This window comes from Quadrisphaera sp. KR29, assembly GCF_052644995.1.
The window spans coordinates 67,324-90,407 of the sequence record NZ_JBQXXG010000011.1; the positions used below are offsets into that span (position 1 = coordinate 67,324).

Annotated in this window: 20 protein-coding genes; 4 read left to right on the plus strand and 16 right to left on the minus strand. The window is 78.3% G+C overall.

Features of this window, described 5'->3' with window-relative positions; all coding sequences use genetic code 11:
* Nucleotides 1–4 precede the first annotated feature (4 nt).
* Complete coding sequence (map, locus tag ACUN9U_RS11545; RefSeq protein ID WP_445485116.1) at nucleotides 5–793, plus strand: type I methionyl aminopeptidase; 789 nt, start codon at nucleotides 5–7, stop codon at nucleotides 791–793.
* A gap of 88 nt (nucleotides 794–881) precedes the next feature.
* Here the strand turns inward: map and ACUN9U_RS11550 are convergent, their stop codons facing one another.
* The 10 genes from ACUN9U_RS11550 to ACUN9U_RS11595 all read right to left on the minus strand — a co-directional run bounded on the left by ACUN9U_RS11550 (nucleotide 882) and on the right by ACUN9U_RS11595 (nucleotide 13,042).
* A complete protein-coding gene (locus tag ACUN9U_RS11550) occupies nucleotides 882–1,748 on the minus strand; it encodes an alpha/beta fold hydrolase (RefSeq protein WP_445485117.1) in 867 nt (288 codons plus the stop codon).
* 84 nt (nucleotides 1,749–1,832) lie between these two features.
* A complete protein-coding gene (locus ACUN9U_RS11555; RefSeq protein WP_445485118.1) occupies nucleotides 1,833–2,312 on the minus strand; it encodes a MarR family winged helix-turn-helix transcriptional regulator in 480 nt (159 codons plus the stop codon).
* Nucleotides 2,312–3,250, minus strand: coding sequence for a glycosyltransferase family 9 protein (locus tag ACUN9U_RS11560; protein ID WP_445485120.1), 939 nt, complete (start codon nucleotides 3,248–3,250; stop codon nucleotides 2,312–2,314). The genes ACUN9U_RS11555 and ACUN9U_RS11560 overlap by 1 nt, the downstream gene beginning before the upstream one ends.
* Nucleotides 3,251–3,266: 16 nt before the next feature.
* Nucleotides 3,267–3,971, minus strand: a complete 705-nt coding sequence (locus tag ACUN9U_RS11565; protein WP_445485206.1) for an SDR family oxidoreductase — start codon at nucleotides 3,969–3,971, stop codon at nucleotides 3,267–3,269.
* A 38-nt stretch (nucleotides 3,972–4,009) separates the two neighbouring features.
* On the minus strand, nucleotides 4,010–6,163 hold the full coding sequence (locus ACUN9U_RS11570) for a PfkB family carbohydrate kinase (RefSeq protein ID WP_445485121.1): 2,154 nt from the start codon (nucleotides 6,161–6,163) through the stop codon (nucleotides 4,010–4,012).
* Nucleotides 6,160–7,455 (minus strand): glycosyltransferase, encoded by a 1,296-nt coding sequence (locus ACUN9U_RS11575; RefSeq protein WP_445485122.1) that lies wholly within the window; start codon nucleotides 7,453–7,455, stop codon nucleotides 6,160–6,162. The genes ACUN9U_RS11570 and ACUN9U_RS11575 overlap by 4 nt, the downstream gene beginning before the upstream one ends.
* A gap of 67 nt (nucleotides 7,456–7,522) precedes the next feature.
* The gene (locus tag ACUN9U_RS11580; protein ID WP_445485123.1) at nucleotides 7,523–8,548 is read right to left on the minus strand and encodes a glycosyltransferase; all 1,026 of its coding nucleotides are present in this window, start codon (nucleotides 8,546–8,548) and stop codon (nucleotides 7,523–7,525) included.
* Nucleotides 8,545–9,699, minus strand: coding sequence for a glycosyltransferase family 9 protein (locus ACUN9U_RS11585; RefSeq protein ID WP_445485124.1), 1,155 nt, complete (start codon nucleotides 9,697–9,699; stop codon nucleotides 8,545–8,547). Before ACUN9U_RS11585 ends, ACUN9U_RS11580 begins: the two co-directional genes overlap by 4 nt.
* Nucleotides 9,696–11,333, minus strand: coding sequence for an HAD-IIIA family hydrolase (locus ACUN9U_RS11590; protein ID WP_445485125.1), 1,638 nt, complete (start codon nucleotides 11,331–11,333; stop codon nucleotides 9,696–9,698). Before ACUN9U_RS11590 ends, ACUN9U_RS11585 begins: the two co-directional genes overlap by 4 nt.
* A complete protein-coding gene (locus ACUN9U_RS11595; protein ID WP_445485126.1) occupies nucleotides 11,330–13,042 on the minus strand; it encodes a carbamoyltransferase family protein in 1,713 nt (570 codons plus the stop codon). Before ACUN9U_RS11595 ends, ACUN9U_RS11590 begins: the two co-directional genes overlap by 4 nt.
* 195 nt (nucleotides 13,043–13,237) lie before the next feature.
* Here ACUN9U_RS11595 and ACUN9U_RS11600 point away from each other — a divergent pair, with 195 nt between their 5' ends.
* Nucleotides 13,238–14,674: an aldehyde dehydrogenase family protein gene (locus ACUN9U_RS11600; protein ID WP_445485207.1), complete on the plus strand. Its 1,437-nt coding sequence runs from the start codon at nucleotides 13,238–13,240 to the stop codon at nucleotides 14,672–14,674.
* On the opposite strand, the gene ACUN9U_RS11605 is transcribed toward ACUN9U_RS11600, so the two are convergent.
* Nucleotides 14,616–15,188 carry a methylated-DNA--[protein]-cysteine S-methyltransferase gene (locus ACUN9U_RS11605; RefSeq protein ID WP_445485127.1) on the minus strand — a complete coding sequence of 191 codons (573 nt, stop codon included), beginning with the start codon at nucleotides 15,186–15,188 and terminating at the stop codon, nucleotides 14,616–14,618. The genes ACUN9U_RS11600 and ACUN9U_RS11605 overlap by 59 nt on opposite strands.
* 155 nt (nucleotides 15,189–15,343) lie before the next feature.
* On the opposite strand from ACUN9U_RS11605, the gene ACUN9U_RS11610 reads away from it, so the two are divergent.
* Nucleotides 15,344–15,784: a nitroreductase family deazaflavin-dependent oxidoreductase gene (locus ACUN9U_RS11610; RefSeq protein WP_445485129.1), complete on the plus strand. Its 441-nt coding sequence runs from the start codon at nucleotides 15,344–15,346 to the stop codon at nucleotides 15,782–15,784.
* Between the two features lie 191 nt (nucleotides 15,785–15,975).
* On the opposite strand, the gene ACUN9U_RS11615 is transcribed toward ACUN9U_RS11610, so the two are convergent.
* Both ACUN9U_RS11615 and proC read right to left on the minus strand, forming a co-directional pair.
* A complete protein-coding gene (locus tag ACUN9U_RS11615) occupies nucleotides 15,976–16,908 on the minus strand; it encodes an NAD(+)/NADH kinase (protein WP_445485130.1) in 933 nt (310 codons plus the stop codon).
* 55 nt (nucleotides 16,909–16,963) lie between these two features.
* Nucleotides 16,964–17,773, minus strand: coding sequence for a pyrroline-5-carboxylate reductase (proC, locus tag ACUN9U_RS11620; protein ID WP_445485131.1), 810 nt, complete (start codon nucleotides 17,771–17,773; stop codon nucleotides 16,964–16,966).
* A gap of 95 nt (nucleotides 17,774–17,868) precedes the next feature.
* Here proC and ACUN9U_RS11625 point away from each other — a divergent pair, with 95 nt between their 5' ends.
* The gene (locus tag ACUN9U_RS11625; protein WP_445485132.1) at nucleotides 17,869–18,807 is read left to right on the plus strand and encodes a transglutaminase-like domain-containing protein; all 939 of its coding nucleotides are present in this window, start codon (nucleotides 17,869–17,871) and stop codon (nucleotides 18,805–18,807) included.
* A 64-nt stretch (nucleotides 18,808–18,871) separates the two neighbouring features.
* On the opposite strand, the gene ACUN9U_RS11630 is transcribed toward ACUN9U_RS11625, so the two are convergent.
* From ACUN9U_RS11630 to ACUN9U_RS11640, 3 genes are all read right to left on the minus strand, one after another.
* Nucleotides 18,872–20,881: a PP2C family protein-serine/threonine phosphatase gene (locus ACUN9U_RS11630; protein ID WP_445485133.1), complete on the minus strand. Its 2,010-nt coding sequence runs from the start codon at nucleotides 20,879–20,881 to the stop codon at nucleotides 18,872–18,874.
* Nucleotides 20,882–20,888: 7 nt separating this feature from the next.
* Complete coding sequence (locus ACUN9U_RS11635; RefSeq protein ID WP_445485134.1) at nucleotides 20,889–22,382, minus strand: malate:quinone oxidoreductase; 1,494 nt, start codon at nucleotides 22,380–22,382, stop codon at nucleotides 20,889–20,891.
* A gap of 172 nt (nucleotides 22,383–22,554) precedes the next feature.
* Nucleotides 22,555–23,025, minus strand: coding sequence for an ATP-binding protein (locus ACUN9U_RS11640; protein ID WP_445485135.1), 471 nt, complete (start codon nucleotides 23,023–23,025; stop codon nucleotides 22,555–22,557).
* Nucleotides 23,026–23,084: the final 59 nt, after the last annotated feature.

A 23,084-nucleotide genomic window follows, 5' to 3' on the forward strand; every position in this document is an offset into this window, starting at 1 on the left:
TGGCATGGCCAGCACCTCCACGGCAGCGCACCCCACCCGATCGGCCGCGGAGCTGGAGACGATGCGCGAGTCCGGCCGGGTGGTCGCCCTGGCGCTGCAGGCCGTGCGCGAGGCCGCGGTGCCCGGGGTCAAGCTGCGCGAGCTCGACGACATCGCCAGGACCGCCCTGCACGAGGCCGGCGCGGAGAGCAGCTTCTTCGGCTACGCGCCCGCCTGGGCGCCGACGCCGTACCGGGGCGTGCTGTGCCTGTCGCCCAACGAGGTGGTGGTGCACGGGCCGCCGACGGGCCGGAAGGTGGCCGACGGGGACGTGCTGAGCATCGACTTCGGCGCGGCCGTCGACGGCTGGCACGGCGACGCGGCGATCACCGTCATCGCGGGGACCTCCACCGAGGAGGACCGCCGCCTGGTCGCCGCCACCGAGGAGGCGCTGGCCGCCGGCATCGCCGCGGCGGTGCCGGGGGCGACGCTGCTCGACGTGGCCACGGCCATCGACGCCGTGGCCCGCCGCCACGGCTTCGCCCACCTGCCCGACCACGGCGGGCACGGCATCGGGCGCGCCATGCACGAGGCGCCGTTCGTGCCCAACCAGCCGCTGGCGGGCGCCCGCGACGTGCGGCTGGAGGCCGGGCACACCATCGCGATCGAGCCGATGCTGCTCGCCGGCTCCAGCGAGTACCGCACCGCGCGCGACGGCTGGTCGGTGGTCACCCGCGACCGCCGCCGCGCGGCGCACGCCGAGCACACGGTGGCCGTGACCGACGACGGCCCCGTCGTCCTCACCGCCCCCTGACGCCCCCGGACCGCAGCCGGGCGCCCGGTTGCGGTCCCGCACCCCTCGGGAACCGCAACCGGGCGACCGGCTGCGGTTCCCGGGCGGGTCAGCCGGCCAGGAAGCCGAGCAGCACCCGGTTGAACTCCTCGGCGTGCGAGGCGTTGATGCCGTGCGGGCCGCCCTCGACGACGTGCAGCTGGGAGCCCGGGAGCGCCTCGTGGCTGCGCTTGCCGGACACCTCGAAGGGCACGACGGCGTCGCTGTCGCCGTGGATGACGAGCACCGGGATGCCGGAGGCGGCCAGCGCCTGCACGTCGCCGCGGAAGTCCGTGCGGCCGAAGGCGGTGATGCAGTCGAGGGTGCCCTTGGGGGACGCCCCCTCGGCGAGGTGGCGGGCGTACTGCCGCTGCGGCTCGCTGACCGCGACCTTCGGGCCCGTCAGCCCCCTGCCGGCGCTGAAGAAGCTCGTCGTGAAGTCCTCCAGGAAGGCGATCCTGTCGGTCTTCACGCCGGTCTGGAACTGCGCGATGGTGTCGTCGTCCAACCCGCCGTCGGGGTTGTCGGCGGACTTGTACAGGTACGGCGGCACGGCCGCGGCCAGCACGGCCCTCGCCACGCGCGAGGTGCCGTAGCGGGCGACGTAGCGGACCACCTCGCCGCCGCCCATGGAGAAGCCCACGAGCGTGGCGCCGGTGACGTCCAGGTGGGTCAGCAGCGCGTCGAGGTCGGCCGCGAAGGTGTCGTAGTCGTACCCGTCCCACGGCTGGGAGCTGTCCCCGAAGCCGCGGCGGTCGTAGGTGATGACGCGGTGGCCGGCCTCCACGAGCGCGGGGACCTGCGCCTCCCAGGAGCGCCCGGACAGCGGCCAGCCGTGGATGAGCACCACGGGGGCGCCGCTGCCGTGGTCCTCGTAGTGCAGTTCCACATCGGTGCGCGAGCCCGTGGCGCTCTGGCCGACGACGAGGCGGGGCATGGTGGGTCCCTTCGCTGGAGGTGCAGCCGTGCTGGCTGCTGACCCACCGTCCCCCGAGGACGTGTCGTGCGCGACCCGAGGGGGTCAGGAGACCGAGACGCGCTCCAGGCGCTCGACGAGCTCGGACAGCTGCTCCACGACGCCGCCCACCTCGGCCGGGGACAGCCCGGTGGCCCGGCACACCGCCCACGGGACGTCCTTGAGCTCCTCGCCCAGGGCCGCGCCCTGCGGCGTCAGGGACACCTCCACCCGGCGCTCGTCGTCGGTGGAGCGGGTCCGCGTCACCAGGCCGCGCTCGGCCAGGCGCGTCAGCAGCGGGGACAGGGTGCTGGACTCCAGCCCCAGCTCCTCCCCGACGCCGCCCACGGTGAGCGTGCCGTCCTGGCGCAGCAGGGTGATGACCAGGTACTGCGGGTAGGTGAGCCCGTGCGGGGCCAGCAGCGGCCGGTACTGCGCTGTCAACGCCCGCGACGCGCGGTGCAGGGCCAGGCACAGCATCTCGCGGACCGGGAACGCCTCGTCCGCAGCGGCGGTCTGCTCGGGCGCCTTCTCGGTCGGTTGCATCAGCCCACCGTACCGGCGAGGACGTCGCTCGGGGTCGCCCGCAGCAGCACGGGGTCGGGCGCGTCGGCGTGCGGGTCGCCCGGCGGGTCGCCCTCCCGCGCGTGCCAGACCACACGGTGGCGGTCGGCGTCCACGGCGGGTCCCCAGCGCGCGGGGGAGGTGGGGCCGAACAGCAGCACCGAGGGGGTGCGGGTGGCGGTGGCCACGTGCGCGGCGCCGGTGTCGCCGGACAGCAGCAGCGGGCTGGAGGTCACCAGCTCGAGCAGCTCGGCCAGCGGCAGCCGGCCGCACAGGTCCTGCGCGCCCGCCGCGGCCACCTGGGCGCACACCGGCGCCTCGGCACCGGCGCCGGTGACGACGACGGCGCGCCCGCGCGCGCGCAGCGCGGACACCACCTGCGCCCAGCGCTGCGCGGGCCAGCGCCGCGCCGCCGACGCCGCGCCGGGGTGGACCACCACCGGGCCCGTGCGCCCGGCCAGCGGCACGTCGCGCAGCACGAGGTCGGCCGCACCGCAGGCGCCGCCCAGGCCGCGGACCAGGGAGCACCAGCGCTCCACCTCGTGCACGTCGTCCGCCCAGGCCGGCCGCCCGGGCAGGTCGAAGGCGACCAGCTCGCGCGGGGCGAGCGCCGCCAGCGCCGCGGTGCTCTGCGGGCCGCGCCCGTGCAGGTTCACGGCGAGGCCGACCGCGTCCCCGCCGAGCACCCCGGGGTGCTCGGCGGCGGCGTGCACCAGGGCGTCGGGCGCCAGCGGTGCCAGGCCGCGCACGGGCAGGACGGCGTCGACGACGCCCTCGGCCACGAGCAGCTCGCCGGTCTCCGGCGGGCCCGCCAGCACCAGGCGGTCAGCGGGGCGGGCGCGGCGCAGCCCGCGCAGCGCGGGCACCCCGGTGAGCGCGTCGCCCAGCCCGAGGGCCCGCAGCGCCAGCGTCGTCGTCATGCGGCGGCGCGCAGGCTCACGGCCAGGACGGCTCCGTGGAGACGGTGACCACGATCTCGCGCACCTCGGTGCCGACCGGCTGGCGCAGGGCGTGCACCACCGACAGCGCGACCTGGCGGGGGTCCATGAGCGCGGCGTCGGGGCCGGGGCGGTACTGCTCGGTGCGGCCGTCGAAGAAGGCGGTGCGCATGCCGGCGGGCACGAGCATCGTCACGCCCACCTGCCCGGCCAGCTCCAGCTGCAGCGCGCGCGTGAACCCGACGACGCCGAACTTGCTGGCGCAGTACGCGGTGGCGTCGCTGGCGGCGCGCAGGCCCAGGGAGCTGGCCACCGTGACCACCGTGCCGCGCGCGGCCACCAGGTGCGGCAGGCAGGCGCGCACGGCCGCGGCGGTGCCGATGAGGTTGACCCCGACGACCTTCTCCCACCGCTCGGCGGGCACGTCCTCCAGGCGCCCGACGGCGTCGGTGCCGGCCGCCGTGAACAGCGCCGTGGGCGGCCCCACCCGCTCGACGAGCTCGGCGACGACGCGCTCCACGGCGGCCGCGTCGGAGACGTCGGCCACCGCGCTGGCGGCGGCCGCGGAGCCCTCCGGGGGAGCTGCCCTGTCGATGACCGCCGCCGTGCCGCCCAGGGCCGTGACGACCTCGACCACGGCGGCGCCCAGGCCGCTGGAGCCGCCGGTGACGTAGACGGTGCCGAGCGGTCGCTCCAGCTCCATGCCGTCGAGCAGGGGGGTCGGGCTGGCGGTGGAGCTCGTCACGGAGCGGTCTCCCGGGTGGTGGTCTGGCTCACCGGCGGCACGGCGCCGCGGGCGAGGATGGAGGTGGTGGAGCGCCCGTCGAGGTAGGGCAGCAGCACCACGCGGCCGCCCCAGCTGCGCACCAGCGGCGCCTCGGGCAGCTCGGCGCCGCCGTAGTCACCGCCCTTGGCCCACACGTCGGGGCGCAGCTCGGCCAGGGCCGTGCGCGGGTCGTCCTCGGCGAAGACGACCACGGCGTCGACGCAGTCGAGGGCGGCGAGCACGCGCGCGCGGTCGACCTCGTCGTTGACGGGACGGGTGGGGCCCTTCAGCCGGCGCACGGAGGAGTCGGCGTTGAGCAGCACCACGAGGGCGTCGCCCAGGCGGCGCGCGGCCTCCAGGGTGGCGACGTGCCCGGCGTGGAGCACGTCGAAGCAGCCCCCGGTGGCCACCACGGTGCCGCCCGCGGCGCGCACGCGGGCCACGACGTCGGCCGCGCTGCCCCCGCCGGCCGCCGCGCCCGGCGCCGCGGCGGAGCCCTGCTGGGCGGCCTCGCGCTGGGCGGCGCGCCACCCGGAGGCACCTCCGCCGGCGACCCACGCGGAGGCGTCGGCGACGGCGGCGACCACGGCCTCCGACGGCACCCGGCCCGTGGCCAGCGACACCGCCGCGGAGGCGGCGAAGCTGTCCCCGGCGCCGCACGGGTCGCCGCCGGCGACGACCGCCGCGGGGGCGAAGACCGCCTCGGTGCCGGGGGCGGCCAGCCACGCGCCCTGCGCGCCGGTGGTGACGCAGACGCCGCGCACGCCCCACGTGCTGGCCAGGTGCTCGGCCAGCACGTCGGGGGTGGCGCCGGCGACGGCGGCCGACGCGGCGGCGCGCGCCTCGGCGAGGTTGGGGGTCACCAGGGCGCAGCCGGGGACCGGGGCACCGCCGCGGGGGTGGGGGTCCCACACGACCGGCACCCGGCGGGCCGCCTCGGCCAGCGCCGCGCGCACCACCGGGTCGCGCGTGGTGCCCGCGCCGTAGTCGCTGACCAGCACGACGTCGGCCTCGGCCAGCACCGCGGCCAGCGCCCCGGCGTCCACGCCGGTGGGCGTGGCGGGGCCGCCCTCGTCCAGGCGGACCAGGGACTGCCCGGCCACCCGCACGCGGGTCTTGGTGCGCGTGCCGCCCTCGTGGCCCAGGGCGTGCACCGCGACGGGGTCGAGAGCGCCCTCGAGGGCCTCGCGCAGCCGGCGTCCGGCGTCGTCGTCGGCGAGCGGGGCCACCAGGGTGGTCTGCGCGCGGCCGGCGACGAGCAGGGCGGTGAGCCCGGCGCCGCCGGGGCTCTCGTCCACGCCGTGCAGGTCCACCACGGGCACGGGCGCGTCAGGGGCGACCCTGTCGCTGCGCCCGAGCAGGTCCCTGTCCAGCACGGCGTCGCCGACGACGACGACGCGCGGCCGGCGCACACCGGCGGCGCGCGGCGCCCGCGCGGCGGCGGGGCGCAGGTCCAGGGGCGCCGAGGAGGGCGCGGCCGCGGCCGGCGCGGCGGTGGCGGACGGCGCGGCGGTGGCGGCGGTGCCCAGCAGGTGGGCGTCGACCGCCGCGCACAGGGCGTGGACGGCCACCAGGTGGCCCTCCTGCACCGCGGAGGTGGACGAGCCGGGCTCGCCGACGCGCAGCACCTCGTCGCTGGCCTCGGCCAGCGGGCTGTGGGCCGCACCGGTCATCGCCCACACGCGCAGCCCGGCCCGCCGGCCCGCCTGCGCGGCGCGCACGACGTTCTCGCTGCGCCCGGAGGTCGAGAGCAGCAGCAGCACGTCACCGGGGCGGCCGTGGGCGTGCACCTGGCGGGCGAAGACCTCGGCGGCGCCGTAGTCGTTGCCGATCGCGGTGGTCGAGGAGGTCTCGGCGTGCAGCGCGATGGCCGACAGCGGGCGGCGCTCGGCGACGAACCTGCCGACCAGCTCGGCGGTCAGGTGCTGGGCCTCCGCGGCGCTGCCGCCGTTGCCGGCGGCGAGCAGGCGGCCGCCGCCGTCGAGCACGCGCGCGAGGTGCTCGCCCCAGGCGTCGAGCTGGCCGGCGGCGCGCAGCAGGCCGCCGACGGTCGCGTCGACCTCGCCGCGGTGCTGCGCCAGCCAGTCGGCCGCCGGGGTGGGGTCCTGGGGAGCGCCCGTGGAGCTCACACCGCCTCCTGCTCGTCGTGGGGCGCCGCCGTGGCGAGCGCCAGCTGTGTGGGGGCGGTCCGGGGCGCCGCGGAGGGGGCCGCGCGCCGGGCGGACCCCCGCAGGGCCCGACCGTAGGCGTCCTCCGTCGAGGCCGCCACGCGGTCCCACCCGTAGTGCGCCACCGCGCGGCGCCGGCCCGCCCGCCCCCAGCGGCGGCGCCGCTCGGGGTCGTCGAGCAGGTCGCGCACGGCGGCGGCCAGCCCGGCGGTGTCGCGCGGCTCCACCAGCACGCCGGTCGAGCCCTCCGCGACGGTGTCCAGCAGCCCGCCGACGGCGGTGCCGACCACGGGGAGCCCGCAGGCCATGGCCTCCAGCGGGGCGATCCCGAACGGCTCGTACCAGGGCACGTTGACCGAGACGTCGGCGGAGCGCAGCAGGCGGGGGACGTCGGGCTGCTCGACCCGGCCGACCAGCAGCAGGCGGTCCGCCACGCCCAGGGAGCGGGCGACGGCGCGCAGGCGCACGGCCTCGGGGTCCAGGTGCAGCTCGCGCGGCGGGGGCCCGCCGGCCACCACCAGCTCGGCGTCGGGCAGCCAGGACAGGGCGCGCACGGCGGTCTCCACGCCCTTGCGCTCCACCAGCCGGCCCACGCTCACCAGGCGGTGGCGGGGGGATCCGGGCGCGCGCGGCTCGACCTCGCCGTCGGGGGTGAAGTGCTCCACGTCCACCCCGCACGGCACCACGGCCAGCCGCCGGCGCGGGGCGCCGAGGGCCTCCAGCTCGGCGACCTCGTCGCGGCAGGTGGCCACCACGAGGTCGACGTCGCGGGCGAGCATCGCCTCCAGGCGCACGCGCTGCGGCGGTGAGGTGTCGTGGTCTCCCTGGTGGCGGCGCTTGACCGAGCCCAGCGCGTGGAAGGTCTGCACCACCGGCACCCCCGCGGCGCGCCCGGCCTCCAGGGCCGCCAGGCCGGACATCCAGAAGTGGGCGTGCACCACCTCGGGCCGCCGGTCCGCGCGGGCCCAGTCGCGCTGCAGCCAGGCGGCGAAGGCCGGCATCCACGGCAGCAGCTCGTCCTTGGGCACCGACCGGGCCGGGCCGGCGTCGACGTGCACCACGTGGACGCCGGGGCCCATGCGCACGCGGCGGGGCAGGTCCGGCGCGTCGCGGCGGGTGTAGACCTCCACCTCGTGCCCGCGGTCCGCCAGCGCCTGCGCCAGCGCCGCGACGTGGACGTTCTGCCCGCCCGCGTCGACGCCCCCGAGGACGGCCAGCGGGCTGGCGTGCTCGGAGACCATCGCGATCCTCATCCGGTGACTCCTGGGTAGGTCCAGGCGGGGGCCGTGCTCTCGACCCCGGGGCGTGCTCGACCGGGGCTCACGAGTGCACCCCGGCGCCGTCCAGGACGTCGTCCCAGTCGGCGAGGAAGCGCGCCAGCCCGAAGCGGCGCAGCGCGTGCTCGCGCGCGGCGAGGCCACGCTCTCGCGCCTCGCCGGGGTCGGCCAGCCAGCGCTGGGCCGTCCGCTCCAGCGCGGCGGGGTCGGTGGACAGGTACCCCGCCTCCGGCGGGACCGACTCCGGCGCCGCGGTGGTGGCCAGCGCGAGCACCGGCAGGCCCATGGTCATGGCCTCCACCAGGGCCAGGCCCAGGCTGGTCCACCGGTAGGGGTGGAAGTACGCGCGGTGGCGGGCCACCTCGGCGTGCATCCGCGCCTGCGGCAGGTCCTCGTGCAGGTGACCGGCCAGGTGGGGCGCCGTCTGCTCCAGCGCGTCCATGCCCATGCCGTACACGTCCAGCGGCACGCGCCGGGACAGGTCGACCACGAGGTCGGTGCCGGCGACGCGCCAGCGGCGCACCGGTTCGTTGACCACCACGGCCAGCGACGCGCGCTCGCCGGTGGCCAGGTGGCCGGGGTCGAGCACCCCGTGCTCGACCACCCGGACGGGTGCACCCCCGCAGTCCCACATGAGCGCGTTGAAGTGCGTCACGTGCACCACGGGGACGGGCACCGGCCGCGCGCCGCCGCCGTCGTGGACCAGGCCGTCGGCCAGCGGGTGGCGCGAGCGGGCGGCGTGCTCGCGGGGGGAGTCGTGCTCCACGTAGACCGCCGCGACGTCGACCCCGGCGCGCAGCCCGGTCCACTCCCGCAGCAGCCGCGCCTCGTGGGGCCGCTGGAGGACGACGACGTCGGGCCGCGCGCCGGGGCCCCCCGCCGACCCGTCCGTGCTGGCGGCGAGCTGCTCGGGGGTGACCTCGCGCACGGAGGCCGGCCAGTCCCACGTGCGGGCCCGCCCGCGCCCGTCGGGGCCGCGGTCGGGCAGCACCGGCACGAGGTAGTCGTGCCGGCCCTGCACGAACGCGGTGGTCCACGAGCCGTGGACGTGCCACAGCAGCACCCTCACAGCGCCTGCCCCCCGCTCGCGGCGAGCGGCCGCGCCGGCGGGGGCACCGGCACCCGCCCGCCGAGCAGGTCGGCCACCGCCGCCACCACCGCCTCCGGCGCGACGTCGAGGCAGGGGTGTCCCGGCACCGGGCACACCTGCACCCGGGTCAGGCGGCAGGGGGCGCCGAGGTCTCCCAGCACCACCACGGGCACCCCGAAGGGCGCCCACCGCTCCACGGGCATCACCGCGGAGAACAGGCTGGCCACGGGCGTGCCCACGGCGGCCGCCAGGTGCGCGGGCCCGGTGTTGCCCACCACCACCGCGTCGGCCGCCTCGAGCAGGGCGGCCAGCTCGGCCAGCGACGTGCGCCCGCCGGCGTCGAGCGCGCCGGGCGCGGCCGCGGCGACGCGGGCGGTGAGCCCGACCTCGCCGGGGCCGCCGGTCACCACCACGTGGTGCCCGGCCTCCACGAGGGCGCGGGTCGCGCGGGCGACGACGTCGGGGTCCGCGGCGCGGGCCGGCACGGAGGCGCCGGGGTGGACGACGACCAGGGCGCCCGTGGCGCCGGGGGAGCGCTCCAGCAGCTGGGCGGGGACGTCGGGCAGCGGGCGCCGCAGCGCCATCCGGGGGTCCTCGGGGACCTCGCGGCCGCTGGCGGCCACCAGGCCGAGGCTGGCGACCACCTCGTGCTCGCCGCCGGTGCCGTCCGGGTCGCCGGGCCGCTTGTGGCGCAGGTCCAGCAGGGAGCCGGGGTAGTCGTCGCTGGCGGCGATGACGCGGGGCACCCCGGCCAGGCGCGCGAGCACCGCCATCGGCAGGGGGCTCTGGTGGTAGGAGGTGAAGACGACCACCTCGTCGTAGGAGCGCTCGCGCAGCAGGTCCACGAGGCCGGTGAGCACCTCGGCGTCCGGGGCGGGCGGGCGGTAGCCCGACCACGGCACGTCGGCGACGAGCACCTCGTCGACGCCCGGCAGCAGCCGCGCCGCGCCGGCGCCGGCGGGGGAGGCGAGCAGGTCGAGGCGCTCCACCTCGGTGCCCCCCGGGCCGCGGCGCAGGGCCGCGACGGCCGGTCCCGTCATGAGGACGTCGCCGTCGCTGTCCAGGCGCACGGCGAGCACCCGCCGGGGGTCCTGGCGGTGGTCCGGGCGCGGGTCCTGCTGGGCGGTCATGCTCGGCCTCCGGTGGGGGTCGCGGCGCCCAGCAGCAGGTCCAGGGCGCCGGACAGGTCAGGGGCGACCCCGAGCACGGGACCGCCGGAGGCTGCCGCCGCGCGGGCGGCGTCCACCTCGGCCGAGCGTGTCACGGGCGTCGGGACCAGCACGCCGCGGGCTCCGGCGGCCACCGCGGCGCCCACGTCGGCGGCGATGTCGCCGACCACCGCGACCCTCGAGGGCGGCACGCCCAGGCGGCGGGCGGCCTGGAGGACCATGCCGGGCCCCGGCTTGCGGCACGCGCAGGCGTCCTCGGGCGCGTGGGGGCAGGTGAGCACCACGTCGAGCCCCCCCACCTGGCGCACCGCCTCGGCGGTGACCGCGTCGGCCTGGTCGCGGGTGATGAGGCCGCGGGCCACGCCGGACTGGTTGGTCACCAGCCCGGTGCGCAGCCCCGCGGCGCGCACGCGCTCGACGGCCTCGCGGGCGCCCTCGACCAGGCGGACCTGCGCCGGGTCGCCGTTGTAGGGGACGTCGTGCACCAGCGTGCCGTCCCTGTCGAAGAGCACGGCGGCCAGCGGCTCGGCGCGCTGGGCCTGCGGCCACGGCGCGGCGCGGGGCGCGGGGGTGGCACCGGGGCCGCGCCAGCGCAGGAGCCCGGCCACCCGGTGGCGGACGGCGGCCACGGGGATGGCCGCCGACGTCAGCACCATCCGGCGCACCTCGGCGGCGTCGCGCGGGCCAGGGGCGATGCGGCGGCGCGCGAAGTCGGCCGTCAGGCCGGCCCAGGCGAAGGCGCCGAGCGCCGCGGGCCGCCGGCGCCCGGCCAGCGCGCCGCCGAGGGCGAGCGCGAGGGCGGCCGTCGTCGCGACGTGCCAGCGCAGCCGCCCCGGCGGGGCCTGCGCGTCGCGGCGCCAGGTGGGGCCGTGCAGGGCGGCCATGAGCACGTCGTCGGCGTTGCCGCGCTGCACGCGCAGGCTCACCCAGTCGTCGGCGGGCCGCACCGGGTGCACCGCGGTGCGCTGCCCGCGCACCAGCGACCAGCCGGCGCGCTCGACCCGCAGCGCCAGGTCGGCGTCCTCGCGGTAGGCGCGCGGGAAGCGCTCGTCGAAGCCCCCGACGGCGACCAGGGCGTCGAGGCGGTAGGCCATGTCGGCCGTCGCCCACGCCGCGCGCTCCAGCCCCGCGGTGCCGCGCTCCCAGTCGGTGGGGCGCCGGTCGGTGGGCAGCGGCACGTGCAGGCGCCCCTGGGAGCCGCCGACCGGGGAGGGCTCGTCAGCGCCACCGGCCGCCGCGAGGTCGGCGAGCAGCTCGCGCGACCACGCCGGCGGCAGCTCGACGTCGTCGTCGACGAAGGCCACCCACTCCAGGGCGCCCGCCCGCGCGGCGGCCGTCCGCCACCCGAGGTTGCGGGCGGCGGCGGGGCCGCGGCCACCGGAGCGCACGACCACCAGCTCGACGCCGGGGACGTCGAGGGCGGGTCGCAGCGGCGGCGGGCCCGACCCCTCCTCGACCAGCCGCCGGTCGTCGGCGACGACGACGAGCGCCGGGCGCGCGCCGCCGTCCTCCTGCGCGGCGAGGGAGTCGAGCAGCGCCTGCAGGCTGGGACGGCCGACCGAGGGGACGACGACCGCCCAGCGAGCGGGCGTCACGAGGCGAAGAAGCTCTGCCGGCGCACGAGGTGCGGGCCGAGGACCAGCACGTCGACGGGGGCCGACCCGAACAGCTCGAGGGCGTCGCGGGGGTCGTCGACCATGGGGCGGCCGGCGGTGTTGAGGCTGGTGTTGACCACGACGGGCAGGCCGGTGCGCCGCTCGAAGGCGCTGATGAGGGCGTGCACGCCCGGGTTCGCGCTCTCGTCGACCCCGTCGCTGCTGGCGCTGCCGTCGGAGACCGTCTGGATGCGGGCGGTGCCGTCGACGTGCGTCACGGCGGGGATCCGCTCGCGCCACTCGGCCTTCACGTCGTGCACGAAGAGCATGTAGGGGCTGGGGAAGGGCCCGTTCTCGAACACGTCGGTCGCGCGCTCGGCCAGCACCATAGGGGCGATGGGGCGGAACTGCTCGCGGCCCTTGACGTCGTTCATGCGCTCGACGTTGTGGGCGTGGCCGGGGTGGGCGATGAGGGAGCGGCGGCCCAGGGCGCGCGGCCCGAACTCGCTGCGCCCGTCGAACCAGGCGACCACGCCGTCGGCGGCCAGCACGTCGGCGACCTCCTCGGCGAGCGCCTCGCGGCTGCCGGGGGTGGTGAAGGGCACCTTCGCGGTGCGCAGCCAGCCGGCCAGCTGCTCGTCGGTCCACTCCCGGCCCAGCGCCGCGGTGCCCATCGGCCGGATGGCGTCGCCGTGCTCGGCGGCCACCTGCAGCGCGGCGCCCAGCGCGGTGCCGGAGTCACCGGCGGCCGGCTGCACCCAGACGCGCTCGAACGGGGTGCGCTGCCAGATCTTCGTGTTGGCCACGCAGTTCAGCGCCGTGCCGCCGGCCATGGTCAGCAGCGCGTCGCCGGTCTGCTCGTGCAGCCAGGTCGCGAGGTCGACCAGGACCTCCTCGGTGAGGGCCTGCACGGACGCGGCGAGGTCGGCGTGCTCCGGGGGCAGGGCCTCGGCGCTGGTGGCGGCCGCCTCGGCGGGGGTGCGCCGCGGGGCGAACCGGCTCCAGTCCGGCTCGGTGGCCACGAAGCGGCCGTCGCCGGTGGCGTGCACGTGCTCGCGCAGCGCCTCCAGGTGGCGCGGCGTGCCGTAGGAGGCCATCGCCATGACTTTGAACTCGTCGGAGGAGCGCAGGAAGCCCAGGTGGTCGGTGAGCGACTCGTAGACCAGGCCCAGGGAGTGCGGCAGCTCGGTGGTGGCCAGCACCTCGAGCTTGCCGTCGACGTAGCGGCCGGACAGGTGGCTGCCGCGCTCGCCGCGGCCGTCGAGCACCAGCACGCTGCCCGTGGTCGACGGGCCCGCCAGCCCCGAGGACGCCGCGTGCGCGACGTGGTGGGGGACGAAGACGACCTTCTCCCTGTCCAGCCCCGGCAGCGCGGTGGCCAGGAAGCCCGCGGCGCGCTGGGCGTAGGTGGTGCGCAGGTGGTCCCACGGGTCGCGCAGGCCGCGCTCGTGGCCCTCCTCCTCGGACAGGGCCATCGAGGGGTCGTAGCCGTAGGCGACGGCGTCGAGGTCCTCGACGGTCAGGCCCGCGTGGTCCAGGCACCAGCGCATCGCCAGCTCGGGCAGCTCCCACGCCGAGAAGGGCACCGGGCGCTTGCCGTGCTTGCGGCGCGAGAAGCGCTCCTCCTCCGCGGCGGCCACCACGACGCCGTCCACCACGAGCGCGGCGGAGGAGTCGTGGAAGACGGCGTTCACGCCCAGGACCTTCATGGGCAGGTGTCTAGGGCACTGTTGACCATTCGCAAAGTCGATCACCCGGCCTCCGGGTGCTGGACGCGTGTGCGACCCCGTGGCGTCACCCGCGTGCCACCCCGGACCACCCCTGGGCCGACGGGCCGCCCGACCAGCCGGTAGACAGGCGCGGTGACCACGAGCACCGACACCCGTCCCGGCGCCCCCGGCGCGCTGCACACCGGCTGCTTCCTGGACGGCGCCCCGGTCGCCGCCGCGGGCCGGTCGCTGCCGCTGGTCGACCCGGCCACCGGGCAGCGGTCCGGCGAGGTCGGCTGCGCCGCCCCCGAGCAGGTCGAGGCCGCCCTCGCGGGGGCCCGCGCCGCCCGGCGCGGCTGGCGCAGGACGTCGGCGGGGGAGCGCGCCACTGCGCTGCGCGCCGCGGCCGCGTCCGTGCGCGAGCACGCCGACGCCCTCGGCGACCTGCTCGTCGCCACCACCGGGCGCCTCGTGGGGCAGGCCCGCGGCTCCGCCGTCGTGGCCGCCGAGCTGCTGGAGGAGGCGGCGACCACCGGCGTGCTCGACGCCGGGCGCTCGCTGGCGGGGGCGTCCGGAGCCATCGACGTGGTGCGCCGCGAGCCGCGCGGCACCGTGGCCGTCATCACGCCGTGGAACGACCCCTTCCCCGCCGCGGCGGGGCTGCTCGCCGCCGCCCTGGTGGCCGGCAACACCGTGGTGCACAAGCCGTCGGAGCGCTCCAGCGCCCCTGGGGCCGCGATGGCGGCGCTCATCGCCGCGGCGCTGCCGCCGGGGGTGCTGCAGGTCGTCACCGGGGACGGCGAGGTGGGCGCGGCGCTGGTGGCGGACGACCGGGTCGACGTGGTGGCCCAGGTCGGCTCCACCGCCACCGGGCGGCGCATCGCCGCCGTCGCCGGGGCCCGCGGCGGCGTCGCGCTGCTGGAGAACGGCGGCAAGGACCCCCTGCTCGTCGACGCCGGCGTCGACCCGGCCTGGGCGGCGGCGCAGATCGCCGCGGGCGCGTTCACCAACTCCGGCCAGCTGTGCACCTCCGTGGAGCGGGTCTACCTGCACGCCGACGTCGCCGACGCGGTCCTCGCCGAGCTGGTCGCCCTGGCCGCGGCCACGGTCGTGGGCGACCCCGCCGACCCCGCCAGCCAGCTCGGGCCGCTGGTGGACGAGCGGCAGCTCGAAGTGGTCGCGGCCCACGTCGAGGGCGCGCTCGCGGCGGGGGCGACGGCGCTCGCCGGCGGGGAGCGGCTCGACCGGCCGGGCGCCTGGTACCCGCCGACGGTGCTGGTCGGCTGCACCGACGCCATGGACGTCATGACCGAGGAGACCTTCGGGCCGGTCGCCGCGGTGCGCGTGGTGGCCGACTGGGAGGAGGGCCTGCGGCTGGCGGGCTCGGGCGCCTACGGCCTGGCGGCCACCGTGCTGACCCCCGACACCGCCCACGCCCTGGAGGCCGCCGAGGAGCTGGAGGTCGGCACGGTCAAGGTGAACGCGGTCTGGGGCGGGGCGCCGGGCGGGTCCGCCGACCCGCGGCGCGCCTCGGGCCGGGGCCGCGGCTACGGGCCGGACCTGCTGGGCGAGCTCACGGTGCTGAAGGCGGTGCACCTGGAGCCGGCGCCCCGGACCGGTCAGCGAGCGTGACGCCCTCCAGCTGCAGCAGGCGGCGCTTGACCTCCACGCCCCCGGCGTAGCCGGTGATCCGGCCGCCGGAGCCGACCACGCGGTGGCACGGCACCACGAGGCAGTGCGGGTTGCGCCCGACGGCCTGCCCGACCGCGCGCACCGCCGTCGGCCTGCCGACGGCCGCGGCCACCTGGCCGTAGGTGCGGGTCTCGCCCCGGGGGATCGCGGCGAGCTGCGCCCACACCGCCCGCTGCAGCTCCGTGGCGCCGGGCACGGCGGCCGAGCTGAGCGGGACCCCGAGCACGGCGGACTCCCCGCGCAGGTGGGCCTGGACGGCGGCGGTGGCAGCGGCGACCTGTGGGTCGCCCGGCTCGGCGGGGACCCCGAGGGCCGAGGGCCGCGGGGCGGGCGCGTGGTGCTCGGCGAAGTAGAGGCCGGCGAGCGCGCCGTCGTCGTCGACGACGACCACCAGGGGGCCGAAGGGGGAGTCCGTGCGGGTGTGCCGCAGCCCGTGCGGCGGGGTGTGGGCCATGCGCCACACCCTGCCCGCCGGACCCCCGCGCCCGCTGGCGCGCGCCCGCGCCCTGTGGACGGTCCCTCCGCGGCACGTCGTGCGGCACGCGCCCCGCGGGGCGCGGCGGCGGGGGTGGTGTCGTGGGCGGTGTGGCGCTGCCCGAGACTGCGGGCATGCCTCTGAGCGGTGAGTACGAGCCCAGCCCCGAGCAGTGGGTCCGCGACCAGGTCGAGCAGTACGAGTCCTCCGGCGGCACTGAGGGCACCACGCTGCTCGGCGTCCCCGTCATGATCGTCACCAACCGCGGCGCGAAGAGCGGCAAGCTGCGCAAGACCCCGCTGATGCGGGTCGAGCACGAGGGCTCCTACGCCGCCGTCGCCTCCAAGGGCGGCGCACCGAGCCACCCGGTCTGGTACCGCAACCTGCTCGCCGAGCCGCACGTGGAGGTGCAGGACGGCCCGCACAAGGCCGACTACACCGCCCGCGAGGTGCACGGCGAGGAGCGCGAGCAGTGGTGGGAGCGCGCCGTGGCCGTCTGGCCGGACTACGCCGAGTACCAGACCAAGACCGACCGGCTGATCCCCGTCGTCGTCATGGAGCCCCGCGGGGCCTGACCCCGGGTGGGCGCGCCGGCGCCGGGGAGCGCAGCTGCGCCCCGAGGCGCCGGAACGGTGCCCCGAGGTGTCGGAACCCTGCCTCGAGGTGTCGGAACCAGCGCCCGGTTCCGACACCTCGCGCCGGGGTTCCGACACCTGGCGCCCACCGCCCGGCTCGGTGCGGCGCCGCTGCGCCCGGGCCCCGGGCGTCAGTCCGGGGGGTGGCCGAGCTCGCGGGGGAGCAGCTCGCGCAGCTCCTCGGGCAGCAGCGGCAGGTCGAGCAGGCTCAGCTTGACCCGCGAGCGCCTGTCGTGGCGGGCCCGGTCCAGGCGCACCACGTGCCCGGCGTCGCGCTCCTCGACCACCTCGATGCGCGCGCCGGGCGCCAGCGGCGCCAGGACCCGCCCGTCGACCTCCAGGGCCAGCACCCCGGAGTCCGGCAGGAGCTCCAGGGCGAGGTGGTCCTCGGGGGAGAGCACCACCGGCCGGGAGATGCCCGACCACGGCGAGGCCGGGGCCACCACCATCGCCGACAGCGTGGGGGAGACCACGGGGCCTCCGGCGGCGTAGCTGTAGGCGGTGGAGCCCATGGGCGTGGCGACGATGACGGCGTCGCAGCGGTACACCCCGTAGCCCTGCCCGTCGATGCTCAGCGCGGCCGAGGCGATGCCGTCCCCCGGGCAGCGGGAGAGCGCGACGTCGTTGAAGGCCACCGCCGAGCTCGCGCCGTCCTCCAGCGCCACCCCCGTCACCCGCAGCGCCGGGCGCGCCTCCACGGAGTAGCGGCCCTCCACCACGCGCTGCAGCGCGGGGGCCACCTCCGCCGGCTCGACCTCCACCAGCACGCCCACCCGCCCGAGGTTGACGCCCAGCACCGGCACGCCGGTGCCGGCGGAGGCGCGCAGCGCCCCGAGCATGGTGCCGTCGCCGCCGAGGGAGACCAGCGCCCGGCACGCCCCTGCGAGCTGCTCGGGGGCCACCTCGAGCACGGGCCCGGCCACGCGGCCCGCCTCGCCCGCGGCGACCACCACCTGCGCGCCCTGCTCGGCGGCCCAGCGGGCCACCCGCTCGGAGACGGAGAAGACGTCACGGGTGGGGTGCAGCACCAGCCCGATGCGCGGCGGCCGCCCAGCAGTCGTCACCCGACCATGCTCGCGCACCCCGCTGCCGGGCCGGCGCGGCGGGGCGGTGAGCGGCTCAGCCCGCGAGCTCGGCGGACCGCCTCGCCGCGGCCAGGACCGCCGAGACCAGCGCCGCCCTCACCCCCTGGGCGTCGAGCTCGCGCAGCCCCGCCGCCGTCGTGCCGGCGGGGGAGGTGACCTGCTCGCGCAGCAGCGCCGGGTGGGTGCCGGTCTCCACCATGAGCCGCCCGGCGCCCAGCACCGTGGCCGCGGCGAGCTGCAGGGCGACCGCGCGGGGCAGCCCGGCGCCCACGCCGCCCTCGGCCAGCGCGTCGGCCACGGCGAAGACGAAGGCCGGCCCGGAGCCGGAGACGCCCGTGGCGGCGTCGAGCTGGCCCTCGGCCAGGCGCAGCACCGTCCCGGTGGCGGCCAGCAGGTGCTCGGCGCGGGCCAGCTCGGCCTCCCCGGCGCCCGCCCCGGCGGCCAGCACCGTGACCCCCGCCCCGACCAGCGCCGGGGTGTTCACCACCGCGCGCACCACCCGCGCGCCGGGGAAGGCCGCCGCCAGCCGCGCGGTGGTGACCCCGGCGAGCAGGGAGACCAGCAGCGCCCCCTCGCGCACCGCCCCGGCCACCTCGGCCGCCACGGCGTCCAGCTGCTGCGGCTTGACCCCGAGGACGACGACGTCGGCGGCCGCGGCCTCCCGGGCGCCCACGACGCGCACGCCGTGGCGCTCGGCGAGCTCGGAGGCCCGCTGCGGGCGGCGGGCCGTGGCGAGCACCTGCGCGGCGGGCCGCCCGCCGGCCAGCACCGCCGCCAGCACCGCCTCGCCCATCGTCCCCGTGCCGAGGACCGCCACCACCTGCTGCTGCCCGGGCTCACCCACCGCCGCAGCCTAGGGCGCGCGGCGGGGCGCCCCGAGGGCGCCGACCCGGGTCCGCGCGCGCCGCCGGGAGCCGCGGGCCCCCACAATGGGCGTCCGTGACCGCCACGACGCCGCCCCCCGCTGCCCCCTCCCCGCTGGTGCGCGAGGTCTCGGCGCGGCTGGTGCTGCAGCTGTCGGCCCCCGCCGACCTCGCCCTGCTCGTCGCGGCGGCGCGCACGCCCGGCGCGGCGGTCCAGGACGAGCTGGTGGTCGACCACGACGCCGGCCCGCTGCCCGAGCCGTCGCGGCCCGTGGAGGTCGCGGTCGGGGCGCCCGGCCGCGGTGAGCGCATGCACGTGCTCACCGGCGTCCCGGCCGGGCGCGTGGTGGTCGAGTACTCGGGGCGCCTCACCCCCGCACCCGCGGGTGCGGACGACGACGGGAGCGCCGGCGCGTCGGCGGCCCGTGAGCTGGAGACCCGCGAGCTGGAGGCCCGTGAGCGCTTCGAGCTCAACCGCCCCAGCCGGTACTGCCCCTCGGACGAGCTGGTGGCCTTCGCCGCCGCGGAGTTCGGCACCCGCGCCGAGCGCGGCGACGCCGAGCTCGCCGACGCCGTCACCGCCTGGGTGGCCGACCGGCTCGTCTACACCTCCGGCTCCTCCACCCCCTTCGACGGCGCGGTGCAGACCCTGCTGCGCGGCCAGGGCGTCTGCCGGGACTACGCCCACCTCGTCGTCGCCCTGGCCCGCGCCCTCGAGCTGCCTGCGCGCCTGGCCGCGGTGTACGCGCCGGGGCTCTCGCCGATGGACTTCCACGCCGTCGCCGAGGTCCGGGTCGAGGACGGCGAGGGCGGCGCGCGCTGGCAGGTGCACGACGCCACGCACCTGGCGCCCCGGCCCGCGCTGTGGCGCATCAGCACCGGCCGCGACGCCGCCGACACCGCCTTCCTGACCTCCCTGCGCGGCGGGGTGGCGCTGCGGGAGATGGCCGTCACCGCCGTCGTCACCGGCGGGGACCTGCCGGCCGACCCCGCGGGCCCCGTCCTGCTCGCCTGAGCCGCCCCGGCCCGTCGTCGCGGGCCCTCGTCGCGGGCCCCGGCGCACGCCCCGGTGCGGGCCGTCAGAGCGGGCGGCCCACCAGCCGGACCGCGACCAGGGCGATGTCGTCGTCGAGGCGACCGCCGACCATCCCCAGCAGCGCGTCGCACACCTCGTCAGGGCTGGCGCCGTCCAGGCCCGCGGCGGCCCCGCGCAGCCACGCCAGGCCCCGGGACAGGTCCACCCCGCGCCGCTCGACCAGCCCGTCGGTGTACAGCAGCACCGTCGCCCCCGGCGGGAGCACCGTGCGGTGGTCCGTGCGCGGCGTGCCCGCCTGCAGCCCCAGCAGCAGCTCGGCGGGCTCCTCGAGCAGCCGCGGGGCCGCGCCGGGCACCAGCAGCAGCGGCGGCAGGTGGCCCGCGCTGCTCCACACCAGCTCGCGCGAGCCGTCGGGCTCGGGTGCCGCCAGCGAGGCGAGCACGGCCGTGGCCAGCGACGTCACGCCCAGGTGCGGCAGCGCCGCGTCGAGCTCGGCCAGCACCCGCGCGGGGGTGCGCCGCCCGCTGTGGGCGATGCCCCGCAGCAGGTTGCGCAGCTGGCCCATGGCGGCTGCGGCCCGCTGGTCGTGCCCCGTGACGTCGCCGATCACCAGCTGCAGCGCACCGGTGGCGGTGGTGAAGGCGTCGTACCAGTCGCCACCGACCTGGGCGTGCTCCAGGGCCGGCACGTAGCGCACCGCCAGGTCCAGGCCCGTGACCGCCGGCGGCTCGGTGAGCAGGCTGCGCTGCAGCTCCTCGGCGATGGCGCGCACCGCAGCGGTGGCGCGCTGCTCGGCCTCGCGCGCGGCGGCCCGGTCCAGCGCCTGCGCGGTGGAGGAGGCCAGCACGGACAGGACCGCTCTGTCCTCCTCGGTGAGCTCGGTGTGCCGCTGCCCCGCGGCCCAGGCCAGCTGCAGCTCCCCCAGGTGGCGCTCGCCGACGTCGAGGTGCACCGCGCCCCGCCCCTCAGCCACCGCCGTCCCGCCGGGCTCGCCGGGCTCGCCGGGCTCGCCGAGCGTCAGGTGGGCCCCGCGCGCGCCCAGCAGCCGCGCGGCGCCGCGCTCGACCACGCGCTCCAGCTGCTCGACGTCCTCGGCCTCGGGCAGCTCCTGCAGCACCCGCACCAGCCCGACCAGGCGGCGCACCTGGGCGCCCTGCAGCTCCGCGCGGGCGGCCGCCGCCTCGGCCGCGCCCGCCACGGCCAGGGCGTTGCCGAGCGCCGCCGCCACCTGCCGCAGGAAGCCCAGGTAGTGCTCGTCCTCGGCGATGCCCGGCGCCAGGGCGACGACGAGCAGCGGCCGCTGCGCGGCCGGGCCGACACCGGGGACCCGCAGCCACGCCGTGCGCCCGGCCGGGCCCGGCCCGACCACCACGGCGTCCTCCACGGCCGTCGGCGCGTCGCCCGGCAGCGCCGCCTCGAGGCGCCGGGCGGGCTCCCCGGGGACGTGCAGCTCGACCAGCGGCAGGTCCTGCGGGTCGGTGCGCAGCACCGGGAGCGCCACGCGCGCCAGGTCCTGGGTGCTGCGCAGCACCCAGGGGAGGTCGGCCAGGCGCCGCAGCAGCGCTGAGCGGCGCCGCTCGACCACCTGGTGGGTGGTGTCCACGGCGATGTCGAGCACGCCCTCCACGGAGCCGTCGGCGCCCCGGACGGGGGAGTAGCAGTAGTCGAAGTAGGACTCCTCCGGGAAGCCCCGGCGGTCGATGTACAGCTCCTGGTCGACCATCCGCACGGCGTCCCCGCCGGCCAGGACGCCCTCCATCAGGGGGCCGATCTGGTCCCAGATCTCGGGGAAGACGTCCTGGCACGGCAGCCCCAGGCCCCACGGGTGCTTGCCGGGGAGCATCTGCGCGTAGGCGGCGTTGTAGAGCAGCACGAACCGGGGGCCCCACAGCAGCGTCACCGGGAAGCTGGTGGCGAAGGCCAGGGACAGCGCCGTGCGCAGGGCCGGTGACCAGGTGTGCGGCGCCCCGACGGGGGAGGCGCCCCAGTCCACGGAGGCGTAGGCGCTGCGCAGCTCCCCGGCGGCGGCGAAGGGCCCCTGGTCGGGGGTCACCAGCTGGTCATGCGGTCAGGTGCAGGGTGCGCGCGGTCTCCTCGCGCACCTCGGCGGCCAGGGCGGGGTCCTCGGACAGCGTCCGGCCGTAGGAGGGGATGACCTCGGCCAGCCGCGGGCGCCAGGCGTCGGTGCGGTGCGGGAAGCAGCGCTCGAGCAGCGTCAGCATCGCCGAGACCGCCGTCGAGGCGCCGGGGGAGGCGCCGAGCAGTCCGGCGATGGTGCCGTCGGCGCCGGTGACCAGCTCGGTGCCGAACTGCAGGACCCCGCGGCCGCGCTGGTCCTTCTTGATGACCTGGACGCGCTGCCCGGCGGTGATGAGCTCCCAGTCGCCGTCCCCGGCCTCGGGGAAGAAGGTGCGCAGCGCCTCCATGCGCTGCCCGCGGGTCTGCAGAACCTGCTGCACGAGGTACCTGGTCAGCGCCAGCTCCGAGCGGGCCACGCCGAGCATCGAGGACAGGTTGTTGGCCTTGACCGAGCGCGGCAGGTCCAGCAGCGAGCCCGCCTTGAGGAACTTGGGCGAGAAGCCGGCGTAGGGACCGAACAGCAGCGACTGCTCCCCGTCCACCGAGCGCAGGTCGAGGTGCGGCACGGACATCGGCGGGGCGCCGACCTCCGCCTGCCCGTAGACCTTGGCGTGGTGGGCGGCGACCAGGTCCTTGCGCCGGGTGCGCAGGAACTGCCCGCTGACGGGGAACCCGCCGAAGCCGCGGATCTCGCGGATCCCGGAGCGCTGCAGCAGCGGCAGCGCCCCGCCGCCGGCGCCGACGAAGACGAACGGGGTGACCAGGGCGCTGCGGTGCCCGGTGGCGACGTCCTGGACCACCACCTTCCACCGACCGCTGGGGGTGCGCTCGAGCCCGGTGACGCGGGTGCCGGTGGCCACGTGCACGCCGCGGCGCTGGGCGGCCTGCAGGAGCAGGGAGGTCAGCGCTCCGAAGTTGACGTCCGTGCCGGCCAGCGACCGGGTCGCGGCGACCCGCTGCGCCGGGTCGCGCCCGGCCATCACCAGCGGGACCCACTCGGCCAGCTCGGCGTGGTCGGCGGTGTGCTCCAGCTCGGAGAACAGCGGCTGGGCCTTGAGCGCCTCGTAGCGGGCGCGCATGTACCGCTGCCCGCCCTCGCCGGTGACGAAGCTGACGTGGGGGACGGAGGTGATGAAGGTCTTGGGGTCCGGCGTCAGCCCGGCGCGCACCAAGGAGGACCACAGCTGGCGGGAGACCTGGAACTGCTCGTTGATGCCGACGGCCTTGGCCGGGTCGACCCTGCCGTCGGGACCGGCGGGGGTGTAGTTGAGCTCGCACAGGGCGGCGTGGCCGGTGCCCGCGTTGTTCCACGGGTCGGAGCTCTCCGCGCCCACGGAGGGGCCGGACTCCAGGACGACGACGGACCAGTCCGGCTGCACCAGGCCCAGCAGCGCCGCGAGGGTGGCGCTCATGATGCCTCCGCCGACCATCACCACGTCGGGCGCGGCGCTGGCTGCGCGTGCGGCCTGACCCACGGACTCCTGAGCGCTCAGCGCTTCCTCCTCGGTGAGGACGTCGGACGACGTCGGTGACGGGCGGTGCGCCCGGTGCGGGGAGCCCCATGGTCCCAGCCGCGGGCCCGGTGGTCGACGGCGGCTGCGGCGTCCGTGGCGCACGTCGCAGCCGCCGGGCCGGCGGGCGGGGGCCTCAGGGGTCCCGGCGCCCCCCGCCGGGGAAGGGGAGCGGCTCGGCCAGCGGGCTGCGCCGCAGGAGGAACCACACCTCCTTGCCGTGCTCGGTCGGCTCGGCGCCCCAGGCCGCCGACAGCAGGTCGACCAGCGCCATGCCGCGGCCGTCGACGTCGGCGGGGCGCGCCGAGCGCGGCAGCGGCTGGCGGGAGCTGCCGTCGGTGACGCGCACCCGCATGCCGCTGGAGGTGTCGCACTCGACCGCCAGGGTCACCGGCGGCGCCCCGTGCACCACGGCGTTGGTCACCAGCTCGGAGGTCAGCAGCTCGGCGTCGTCCAGGACGGTGGCGTGGTGGCGCGGGCAGCGCGCGGCGCGCAGGAACACGCGGGCCGTGCGCGGCGCGCTGGCGTCGGAGGGCAGCGTGGTGCTGGCCGCCGCCGTCACGTCGCACACCGCTGCCCCCGGGGTCTGGCCGGGTGCCGGTGGCACCCGCTCGCCCACCAGTCTGGACCGCCCGGACAGCCGGCGCCGGTCCGGGGGCGCGGGCT

What these genes read in the sequence shown, in the direction of transcription:
- ACUN9U_RS11555 (WP_445485118.1), bottom strand. Translation starts at nt 2,312, where the DNA reads ATGCAACCGACCGAGAAGGCGCCCGAGCAGACCGCCGCTGCGGACGAG.
- ACUN9U_RS11575 (WP_445485122.1), bottom strand. Translation starts at nt 7,455, where the DNA reads ATGAGGATCGCGATGGTCTCCGAGCACGCCAGCCCGCTGGCCGTCCTC.
- ACUN9U_RS11585 (WP_445485124.1), bottom strand. Translation starts at nt 9,699, where the DNA reads ATGACCGCCCAGCAGGACCCGCGCCCGGACCACCGCCAGGACCCCCGG.
- ACUN9U_RS11595 (WP_445485126.1), bottom strand. Translation starts at nt 13,042, where the DNA reads ATGAAGGTCCTGGGCGTGAACGCCGTCTTCCACGACTCCTCCGCCGCG.
- ACUN9U_RS11560 (WP_445485120.1), bottom strand. Translation starts at nt 3,250, where the DNA reads ATGACGACGACGCTGGCGCTGCGGGCCCTCGGGCTGGGCGACGCGCTC.
- ACUN9U_RS11565 (WP_445485206.1), bottom strand. Translation starts at nt 3,971, where the DNA reads ATGGAGCTGGAGCGACCGCTCGGCACCGTCTACGTCACCGGCGGCTCC.
- ACUN9U_RS11610 (WP_445485129.1), top strand. Translation starts at nt 15,344, where the DNA reads ATGCCTCTGAGCGGTGAGTACGAGCCCAGCCCCGAGCAGTGGGTCCGC.
- ACUN9U_RS11605 (WP_445485127.1), bottom strand. Translation starts at nt 15,188, where the DNA reads ATGGCCCACACCCCGCCGCACGGGCTGCGGCACACCCGCACGGACTCC.
- ACUN9U_RS11550 (WP_445485117.1), bottom strand. Translation starts at nt 1,748, where the DNA reads ATGCCCCGCCTCGTCGTCGGCCAGAGCGCCACGGGCTCGCGCACCGAT.
- map (WP_445485116.1), top strand. Translation starts at nt 5, where the DNA reads ATGGCCAGCACCTCCACGGCAGCGCACCCCACCCGATCGGCCGCGGAG.